The organism is Neisseria sp. P0021.S005 (assembly GCF_051956955.1).
Window position 1 is genome coordinate 1 of record NZ_JBQCWY010000221.1, and the last position, 4569, is coordinate 4569.

General features: G+C 48.7%; 5 protein-coding genes. 2 read left to right on the plus strand and 3 right to left on the minus strand.

What is annotated here, in order from left to right:
- The first annotated feature begins 179 nt into the window (after positions 1-179).
- The gene (locus ACTHUE_RS11400) at positions 180-677 is read left to right on the plus strand and encodes a YbhB/YbcL family Raf kinase inhibitor-like protein (RefSeq protein WP_039862157.1); all 498 of its coding nucleotides are present in this window, start codon (positions 180-182) and stop codon (positions 675-677) included.
- Between the two features lie 76 nt (positions 678-753).
- Here ACTHUE_RS11400 and ACTHUE_RS11405 read toward each other — a convergent pair whose 3' ends face one another.
- From ACTHUE_RS11405 to ACTHUE_RS11415, 3 genes are all read right to left on the minus strand, one after another.
- Positions 754-1263 carry a peptidylprolyl isomerase gene (locus ACTHUE_RS11405; protein ID WP_004519830.1) on the minus strand — a complete coding sequence of 170 codons (510 nt, stop codon included), beginning with the start codon at positions 1261-1263 and terminating at the stop codon, positions 754-756.
- A 117-nt stretch (positions 1264-1380) separates the two neighbouring features.
- The gene (locus ACTHUE_RS11410) at positions 1381-2796 is read right to left on the minus strand and encodes an SLC13 family permease (protein ID WP_049336559.1); all 1416 of its coding nucleotides are present in this window, start codon (positions 2794-2796) and stop codon (positions 1381-1383) included.
- A 265-nt stretch (positions 2797-3061) separates the two neighbouring features.
- Positions 3062-4234, minus strand: a complete 1173-nt coding sequence (locus ACTHUE_RS11415) for a sugar transporter (protein WP_440361178.1) — start codon at positions 4232-4234, stop codon at positions 3062-3064.
- Positions 4235-4384: 150 nt separating this feature from the next.
- Between ACTHUE_RS11415 and ACTHUE_RS11420 the strand changes: the two genes are divergently transcribed.
- Positions 4385-4569: heavy-metal-associated domain-containing protein (locus ACTHUE_RS11420; RefSeq protein ID WP_440423498.1), on the plus strand; the 185-nt coding region annotated here is incomplete at its 3' end.

Consider the following 4569-nt stretch of genomic DNA (forward strand, 5'->3'; position numbering starts at 1 on the left):
ATCCTGTGTAGTTTTCATGCGGCGGATTATACTATGGAATGTCAAATGTGTTTGATCGAATTGTGAATATTGCTTGAGGCCGTCTGAAAATGCGACATCGGGAAAGTGAAAACGGCAGTATCTTTCAGATGGCCTTGGTGTTTGTTAGAATGAGCCAACCTACTATTGGGAGATGTAAGATGAAAGTCAGCAGTAAAGCTATTGTTAACGGCGAATTTGAAGACAAATACGGCAAGCGCGGCAGCCAGTTCAGCCCGAGCGGTATGCCTTCTTATTCGATTCCTTTTGAGATCAAAGATGCACCTGAAGGAACAAAATCGTTTGCTGTGGTGTTGGAAGACAAAGATGCCATTTCAGCATCGGGTTTCGTATGGACGCATTGGTTGATTTCGGATTTGAAACGCACTTCCGTGGCAGAAAATGAAAGTATTTCTGCAACAGATTTCACACAGGGCGCGAACACTTGGGCGAGCGCGTTGGGTAAATTTGAAATCGAAGAGGCCTCATTTTACGGCGGTATGGCACCACCGAACAACCGTCATCGTTATGAACTGATTGTGTACGCGCTGGATACCGTTTTGGATTTGCCGCGCGGTTTCCGCTTTAATGAGCTGCATTTTGCCATGCAAGGCCATGTTTTGGATTCGGCATGCGTGGTCGGTACTTATGATGTGTGACGGTATGTGTCATTATTGAAAAACAGCCTGTCCGTTTGCAATTCGGACAGGCTGTTTTTATGGGAAATCAAATCGATTAAACCACTTCGGCTTTAGTGATGATGACAGGTTCGCTCGGTACGTCGTCGTGGTAGCCGTGACGTTTGGTAGAAACGCCTTCGATGGCATCGACAACGTCAAAACCGTCAACGACTTTACCGAATACGGCATAGCCCCAGTCTTGGACGACAGTTTTGCCGTACAACTCTTTAGAACGGAAGTTCAGGAAAGCGTTGTCGGCAGTGTTGATGAAGAATTGCGCGCTGGCAGAGTGCGGATCGGAAGTACGCGCCATGGCGATGGTGTATTTTTCGTTAGGTAAACCGTTGGACGCTTCGTTTTGAATCGGATCGCGGGTTTCTTTTTCGTTCATGTTTTCATCCATGCCGCCGCCTTGAATCATAAAGCCTTTGATGACGCGGTGGAAGATTACGCCGTCGTAGAAGCCATCTTTAACGTATTGCTCGAAGTTTTTAGCAGTAACGGGGGCTTTGTCGAAATCGAGTTCGATTTTGATGTCGCCTTTGTTGGTGTGCAGGATAATCATGGGTTTCCTTTCGTTAGAATCCGGTTTTAATCATTCGTTAAATTGTGTCTGAATGACAAACTTCAAGGCCGTCTGAAAAATATTCTTTCAGACGGCCTTGTTGTTTAGGTCGATGGTTTACATCAGTACAGCATAAGCCCACAGAGCAACCAATACCACGCAGAGGATGTTCAGCAATAAGCCGACATTCATCATTTCGCGTTGTTTGATTAAGCCTGTACCGAACACAATCGCGTTAGGCGGTGTGGCAACCGGCAACATGAAGGCACAAGATGCGCCGACACCGATGACGAATACCAAGACTTGTTCCGGCAGACCCATTTGCGCGGCAATGCTGGCGAAAATAGGCACAAGCAGGGCGGCGGAAGCCGTGTTACTGGTGAACTCGGTAAGGAAGATGATGAAAGTGGCAACCACGAAAATCACCAGCAATGCAGGAGAGTGGGAGAACGTGGAAGCAACTTGCTGACCCAATGCTTCAGATGCGCCGGAAGATTGCAGCAACGCGCTCAAGCTGATACCGCCACCGAAGAGCATCAATACACCCCAGTCGGTATTGCGGGCAACTTCTTTCCATTGCGCCACGCCGAATACGACGACGGCAACGGCGGCAATCAGGGCAATAACGGTATCAGGGTTGGAAATACCGAATGCGGCTTTGATTTTGGAGCTGAATACCCAAGCGATGGCTGCGGCCAAGAAAATCAACAGCGCGATAACGCGGTGCAAAGTCCAAGGGATAGATTCAGCTTTAACTTCCACGCGCTCATTCAAATTAGGTTTGAGGATGACGTACATGGAGAACAGCATCAGCGGCAGAATCAACAGCATCATCGGCAGGCCGAGTTTCATCCAGCCGACGAAGTCCAAGTTCAGCGCTTTGGCGGCAATCATGTTCGGCGGAGAACCGACCACGGTACCCAAGCCGCCGATACTGGCGCAGTAGGCGATACCGAGCAGGACGAAAACATAGGTTTTGCGTTCTTTTTCTTGGTCGAGGTGGCTCATCATACCCATTGCCAAAGGCAGCATCATCGCGGCAGTCGCAGTGTTACTGATCCACATAGACAGGAAGGCGGTAACGGCAAACAGCATCAACACGGCAACTTTCATATTGCCGCGGGACAGGCGCAACAGGCTGACGGCGATTTTACGGTCGAGACGCTGCATGTGCAGGGCGGTTGCAAGCGCGAAGCCGCCGAAGAAGATGTAAATCGTCGGGTCGGAGAAACCGGCCATCGCTTTTTTGATGTCCATATCCGGGAAGCCGAGTACAACGGCAAGGATAGGGATCATCAACGCGGTAACGGTAATGTGTACGGCTTCGGTAAACCAAAGTGCCGCAACAAAAATCAACAGCGCGATACCTTTGTTGGCATCGGGGCTGTAGGGAAGGATGTAATAAATGCCGAAGCAGACAACAGCAGAGATAATGGTCGTCAGCAGTCCTTTAAAGTCGGTAATCGGCTTCTGCGCACTGAGAAGCTCGACGTTCTCAGGATGCTGAGTCTTATCCTTGGCGTTTAAGTCCATGATGTATTCCTCTGAAACATGATTGGTTTTTCTTTTCAGCCGAACGTTCAGACGGCCTAATAGGCGACAGTATATTTGTAATTTGATGTAGTGTAAACAAATTGTAAATTATTTTTTAAAAATGAAATGAAAACCGGATAAGCAGCAAGAAAACTGCTTATCCGGCGGAATGAAGACCCATCGTGGGTTAATAAGCATCAGGACAAATCGGTAAAACTGCCAAAATTACGGCCGGGTCAGTAATACCATCCTGATTTATATGGATTTAAACGTTTTGCGTCAGATTGTCTTGTTCCTTAAACAACAAACCGCAAACGGCAAAACCTGTCGCAGCTAAGAGCGCGCCTGCAATGCCGATATTGGAAAGACCGAACCAAGTGGTCACGTAATGCCCCAAAAGCGCACCGCCGCCGATACCGACATTGTACAAACCTGAATAAATCGAGTTGGCTACATCTGTCGCATCGGAAGCAAACGTCAATACTTTGGAGACCATGCCCAAGCTGACGATGACGATGGCCACGCCCCAAATAAACACCAGCGCATATACCGCATACGGGAAAGAGGCAAGCGGCAGAAGCAGCAGGGCGGAGAGCAGGATGACCGCCACTGCGCCGAGCATAAACAAACGTTGCGCTTTGGCAAACCATTTGCCGAACAGATAAGATGCGGCAAATCCTGCCAAACCGTACAGGCTCAAAACGATGGTAACTTGTTCTGCCTTAAATCCGCCAACTTGCAACACAAAAGGCTCGATATAGCTGTATGCCGTGAAATGGGCTGTAATAATCAACACCGTCATTGCATAGAGTAGCATCAGGTTGCGGCGTTTGAACAAACTCGGCAGGCTGCTTAAAGAGCCGGTATTTTGGCTGGGTAAAGCAGGCAGATTTTTGGCCAACACCAGCATTACGCCGGCAGCGCAGACCCCGATCAGCAGGAAGCTGAGCTGCCAGCCGAAGTATTGCCCGACCACGCGCCCCAGCGGAATACCCAAAACCATCGCCAAAACCGAACCCGTACTGAGCAAGCCCAGAGCCTGATTGGTTTTGCCGGCGGGGGCAAGCCGTACCGCCAAAGAAGCCGTAATCGACCAAAAGATCGCGTGTGTCAGCGCAATCCCGACACGGCTGACCAAGAGGATGGTGAAGTTCCAAGAAAAGAACGACAGCGCGTGAAACAGCGCGAACAGTGCAAACAGCATCAGCAATAATTTGCGCCGTTCGATGTTTTTCGTCATCAGCATCAGCGGTAGCGATAGGAGCGCAACAATCCACGCATACACCGTGATCATCATGCCCACTTCCGTTGCCGGTTTGCCAAAGCTTTGACCGATGTCGCTCAAAAGCGCAATCGGAATGAATTCGGTGGTATTGAAAATAAACGCTCCCACCGCCAGCGCGCATACACTAACCCATTGTTTGAATGTTGAAGTCATTATTATGTCCGTTTGATGAAGCAAAAGGCGTTATTGTACACCTATCTGCATTTTTTCAGACGGCCTTAATGAAGAATTTGCAAGCTGTTTGTGTAAGGAGTAAAGTGTTCGGCAACCATATTTGATTTGTGTGAATGAAAGGAAATACAAATGCAAACTGTTACCCTCAACATCGATGGCATGACCTGTGGCGGCTGTGTTAAAAGCGTAACCCGTCTTTTGGAAGGCGTAGAAGGCGTGGAAAAAGCAGAAGTCAGCTTGGAAAACAAAAATGCAGTGATTACTTTTGATGAAAGCAAGACAGATACCGACGCGCTGATTGATGCCGTAGAAGA